This window comes from Nostoc sp. UIC 10607, from assembly GCF_047228265.1.
GTDB lineage: Bacteria > Cyanobacteriota > Cyanobacteriia > Cyanobacteriales > Nostocaceae > Nostoc > Nostoc foliaceum_A.
The window spans coordinates 1-5221 of the sequence record NZ_JBIQNW010000143.1 but is presented as its reverse complement, the minus strand read 5'-3'; the positions used below and the strand labels follow the sequence as shown (position 1 = coordinate 5221).

Sequence of the window (5221 nt, the reverse complement as noted above, 5' to 3'; positions counted from 1 at the left end):
ATAAATAATGAACACTGAGACAAGAATTTAGCGATCGCACCTTTTTTAGCCGACCTCACAAAATCGCATTGCTCCCGGATAAAAAATGCCACCCCAATCCTGTTGATATTTCTGAGAAATTCAAACGGCAAGTTATCCGGGTCATCAAGAGCCATGTACATTGTTCTAACTGGTGGTTGCCCCTTGTGTGCATCTTTATCTGGATGCCTAAAGATTTTCTATGTGCAGGTGGCGAAATCATACTAATTTTTTTGGCCTCAGAAAAAGTTTGCACCCTAAGCATTAATTAACTCGAAAGGCATTTATAAGGTAAATACAAGGATTTTATCAAAATGTCAGAAATAAGGTTCTACAATGGCATTTCAATGGTATTCCAATGGCAAATATAAGGATTTATTTGCACCTTTAACACTGAAAATCACCGTTTTTTACAAAATGCCTCTTTTTTGCCAAAAATAAGGTAATGCAATGGCATCTCCAAGGTATTTACAAGGTAAACATAAGGTAAATCTAAGGATTTCGACCCCAAAAACCTCATTTACCACCCTGATTTTTCCGCCAAAAATTTCTGACCAAAACTTACGCACAGTACGCCAAAAAGTTTGGCCAGATTTTTTGAACCAAAATTAAAAAACTTTGAACCAACGTCAACAAATAATACTTAACAACTACTTTTGTAGTATCAAAATTGCACTCCACTTGTGAGTTACACCAAAGCTATGCTGTAAACACCACTTATTACATAGATTTTATGTAGTTTATCGGTATTGAAATAGTAGTTCTAAATACCTTGCTCAACTGGTAGCTGTTGGGTAGCTCAACTGGTGACACACCGCTACCAGTTGAGCAGTAAAAAAGCGAGTTGTTGAAAATTTGATGATTCCCCAACTGGTAGCAATACGGTGGCCCTACTGCTACCAGTTGAGCATAAGACAATTAGAGAAAAATTCTGGCGTAATGCTGACTGACTATGACTTACAGCAATTTAAGAACGCCTGTTGAATTCTCAATAACTTCAAAATTATTGAGAATACATAATACACTTATGTTGCAATTGTGCTTCAAAAAACTGCTCTCTTAACTGCCCAGCTAGTAAAAACTAAAGCCTCGCCTCGGCAGCAACGAGTTCGGTCTACGGGAGCGTGGCTCACAGGCTAAAACCACGATCCTGCTGTCTGAGCTTTTGTTGCTCCTCCCTGAGATGAGCTTCTAATTCCTGACTCCAATCAGGATTATGGGTTTTGAGCCTTTTACCCTGTGGCAACAATTCTAATACTGCACTAGCTGCGTTATTCCCTTGTTCATCATTATTGAATGCTACGACAACCCTATTGAAACTCTTGAGAAATTCCATAGGTAAGTTATTAGGGTCATCAGCTACTATCAACATGGTTCTAGTTGGTGGTAGCCCCTTGCAACTTGAGATCAGGTAGGTGGCTGCTGACATCGCATCAATTGGTGAAGAACACAAAAAGACGTTTTCTACCTTGTCCGTTGGTTGCCCTCCCAATCTCAGATAAAACCAACCATTTGCTGTAGAGGTGTTTTGGTCGTACTCCACAGTGCGATGATTTTGTCTAGGCTTTGACCAAATTAATGCGCCAGTTTTTTCACCATCTAAATCACGCTTGATAAACAAAATATTTCGTTGCTCATCCATGTAAAGCAACTGATTACCATGTAATCCTTGCACAATATAATCTGGTATATAGCGTTTCTCGCTTAAGTACTTGTGCAACACTTGCCAAACAACTTTATCCTCTGGTGGTGGGGTGAACTGAGGCTGTCGCTGTTTGCGTTCAATCTCTTGAAAAAACTTTTCTAACTGCTCAATTGGGAGTGGTTTAGCAGGAATCACCAGAATTTGATTAATGCGCTCATCATCACGTTCTGGCTGGTAGTCAATTTCAAAATGCTTCTGTAGTCCTGGGAATGTATAGGCAGGCCCCAAAGATGTACCGCTAAATTTCTGGTCATTCCATGAGTAAGAGATGCCTTTACTTTTACCGTTGCGTGTTAGCCCATGACGTACCTCAATACCCAACAGTTGCAATCGTTCTATTAGTTGGGGCATAGTCGGTTTATCTACTGTGGCGCGGTCGATTAATTCAATTAGTTGGGTTTTGATTGGCTGTTGTGGCGGCGTGTTTCTCTCACCCTGCTCGTATTCTAGTTGCTCTCTCTCCAGTCGTCGCTGTTGCCCTACGCTGGGGGCGCGGTTCAGTTTCTCCTTGCTATTGAGGGTCTGCTGCAACCCATATTCTAGTTCTAGCTGGCGAATGATTTTTTCAGAGCGCACATACTCCCAGCTATCACGGGTAATCTTGCCGTCATCCAAACTAATTCTACTGGCGCAAATATGTATGTGGTCGTGGTTGCGATCGCTGTGGCGGTAGATGGCATATTGGTTAGCTATATAACCCATTTCTGACATATACTTGTCGGCAACCTCGCACCAAGTATCATTGTCTAGCTGTTCGCCTGGGCTTAGTGAGAGCGAAACATGATGAACTACTTTCTCCGCTTCTGGATTAAGTTGTCGAGACAGTCGGAATTCTCTGGCTAATTCTCTGGCATTTGTGCCAAACATATTGCCGCCAATTAAGGATGACTCCTCTTTGTTAGAGAGATAGTCAAGGAGTCCACGAAAGCTTTTACCTTTGGTTTGGTTGCCAATCATTTTTACTCCCAGTCTTCCGAATCACCATCATCTTCTATGTCATCATCATCAGTAATTTCAGTTTCGATTTGGGACAGTTCCCGACCAATTTGTTGTAAGAGTTTTTGTAACTGTTTTAGTTGTTCTGGATCTGCGGGTGGTCGCAGTCCCATTTTAATAGCTGTATTAGTAGCTCTGGTGAGTTGATTAATATTGCTGCCGATGCGGACTAATTCTCTATAAGTAGCTAGGGTTATTTTGCTCAGTCGTTTGGGCAGTGGTTTTAGTAAAACACTGCGTCTGGTTAATTCAGCTATGCTTAGTCCCGCGTCTTGTGCTTTGAGCTTAATCATCTCGTGTTCGATTGCGTTAACACGAGCTTCCAATGTTTTAGTACGAAGCAAGTTTTTTGACAGTTTTGGGCGCATAACTGTGGGAGATATGAGAGGGGGTTTCCAAAGGGGGACACTTCCCACTTTGGCAAGCCTGTCGTCCGAGCGGAGCGAGGTTTGCCGTAGGCAAAAGACACGGCTTGCTTCTAGCCCAAATGCGGGGGTAGTTAGGTGTCATGTGCTACGTGTGTACGGGGGCACAGCGATAGGCTGAAGGCGGGAGTACAAAGGCGTAGCCGTGATGCTGACCATCCTACAACCTACAGAGGAGGATAGCAACGGCGTAGCCGGAATTTGAATCAAATCAAGCAGGAGATAAATTATGGTTCGGCGTAGCCGCTACAGAGTGGGTACAAATGGCGTAGCTGCTATATGAAAATTCTCTGATTCAGCGTAGCTGCCACACAATATAATAGTCCGGCGTAGCCGCAATAGTAAAAAATAATTCAGCGTAGCTGTTTTAAGTAAAATTATCTGATTCAGCGTAGCTGTCAATAGTCAGATTGTTTAGCATTAGCTTGAATAAAACTACCAGCGAAGCTGCCACACTAAAAAATATAAGGCGTAGCCGTAATACGAAGAGGTAATTCGGCGTAGCCGCAATAGCAGATTTTTGTAGGATTTTGAAAACCAATTGGTACAAATTATTTCAAATAGCCGATAATTATCAGTTAATCGGGATTCACGAGATAACCATGAGTGAACATCAGAATTCAGAAGTAATCACGAAAGAGAAGATTGATAAGGCCATCAATCTGCTGAAAGAACAGAAGCCGAAAGAGCGAGAAGATGTATCGGACAGAGAGGCCATCAGGAAAATGAGACGGTACATTGAGAAGCTGACTTCTAACAAGTACGGCTACACTTACGATGAAGTATCAGAGATGCTGAAGGGTTTAGGGATTAATTTGGCTGGCAGCAGAATCAAATATTTAATCGGTGAGTTGAAGAAAAGCGGTCGTCGCCGTGATCAGGCATCTGATAACGGCAGTAGTACGTCAGGTCAAGAGGCTACTGAAAATCAGAAAGAAGAAAAAGCCAGCAGTGAAGCTGAAGAAACACCTGTAAACAGTAAGAAGGGTAAGAGTAAAAAACAACTACTTGCAGCAGAGGCAGCAACAACATAGAAACAATGGCATCCTAGTTTTAGTCTTTGAACGGGTCAAGTTAGCCACATAATAGGAATCAATATGGGAGAAGCTAAAAGGCGCAAGAAGTCAGACCCCAATTGGGGTAAATCTGAAGGATTTAATCATCCCAACAAACCTAAAATCACCTACTTGACTGAATCACATCCCGATTATCAAACCGCCTCTGACATTAAAAATGCTCACTACGCTGGCAAATCTCGTGTTTACCTTGTCCGCTTAGATTATGCCGATGGTGAATATTTTGTCGGCGCAGTCAACACATTCTTAGTCGGTACTGAAATTACAGTCAACGCCATCTGGACTCCCTACCCCAACAGCCAACGCACAGGTCTAGAAATTCTAGACAGTATACGTCGAGATATTGGTTTAAAAGCTAAAGACGAAATGTTCCTTGCCGATGCTGTTCTGCTCAACTTTGAATCTGACTGAATAAATTAGCAGTTGGGTACTGGTGAGCGGACAAAGTTTCAAGCGCCGCAGTCGAGCGAACAAGGGGAGGGTTAATTGGTATCGAGCCGAGATGTGCAACGTGAAACAAGAGTTAAACCCTTGTTAATCCTATATCACAGGGCACTGGCACATTGTCAGTGCCGTAAAAAGCATTAATTGTTATGCAATTTTTATGTGAAATACATAAGTAGCACATTGTTTATGCCGCATAAGCGCAGTAATTCTTATGTGTCTAGTATGCGAAAAGCTTTATAGACACAAGGTAGAACACAGTTAACCGTCTTTGTCACGCATTTTGAGGCAATAGATTCAACCCTGAAGATGGGTTTAGATTCTAGACCAGTAAAGTACACTGCTTGTAGGCTGGCTAGTACTGTCTATCAATAATTTGTCTTTAATTGCCTAAGTAGTTGGCTGAGAAAATACTGTGTCAAAAAAGGCTATAAAACTAAAATCATCACAGAAAGAGCAAATTCCTATAGGGGGAAAGCTCATCCGTGAGAGGTTAAGATAAAGTGCATTTTGTCAACCAGTTAAAATACTCAAAATAGTCTTATTGAAAATGATAA

At 41.9% G+C, this 5221-nt stretch carries 4 protein-coding genes; 2 read left to right on the top strand and 2 right to left on the bottom strand.

Annotated elements, in window-relative coordinates:
- Positions 1 to 1147: 1147 nt before the first annotated feature.
- Positions 1148 to 2680 carry a relaxase/mobilization nuclease domain-containing protein gene (locus ACEYW6_RS35735; RefSeq protein WP_412983535.1) on the bottom strand — a complete coding sequence of 511 codons (1533 nt, stop codon included), beginning with the start codon at positions 2678 to 2680 and terminating at the stop codon, positions 1148 to 1150.
- Between the two features lie 2 nt (positions 2681 to 2682).
- Positions 2683 to 3063, bottom strand: coding sequence for a plasmid mobilization protein (locus tag ACEYW6_RS35730; RefSeq protein WP_412983534.1), 381 nt, complete (start codon positions 3061 to 3063; stop codon positions 2683 to 2685).
- A 611-nt stretch (positions 3064 to 3674) separates the two neighbouring features.
- Between ACEYW6_RS35730 and ACEYW6_RS35725 the strand changes: the two genes are divergently transcribed.
- Both ACEYW6_RS35725 and ACEYW6_RS35720 read left to right on the top strand, forming a co-directional pair.
- Complete coding sequence (locus tag ACEYW6_RS35725; protein ID WP_412983533.1) at positions 3675 to 4178, top strand: hypothetical protein; 504 nt, start codon at positions 3675 to 3677, stop codon at positions 4176 to 4178.
- A 63-nt stretch (positions 4179 to 4241) separates the two neighbouring features.
- Positions 4242 to 4631 carry a hypothetical protein gene (locus ACEYW6_RS35720; RefSeq protein ID WP_412983532.1) on the top strand — a complete coding sequence of 130 codons (390 nt, stop codon included), beginning with the start codon at positions 4242 to 4244 and terminating at the stop codon, positions 4629 to 4631.
- Positions 4632 to 5221: the final 590 nt, after the last annotated feature.

Coding starts and splice junctions, on each gene's coding strand:
- ACEYW6_RS35720 (WP_412983532.1), top strand. CDS start 4,242: ATGGGAGAAGCTAAAAGGCGCAAGAAGTCAGACCCCAATTGGGGTAAA.
- ACEYW6_RS35735 (WP_412983535.1), bottom strand. CDS start 2,680: ATGATTGGCAACCAAACCAAAGGTAAAAGCTTTCGTGGACTCCTTGAC.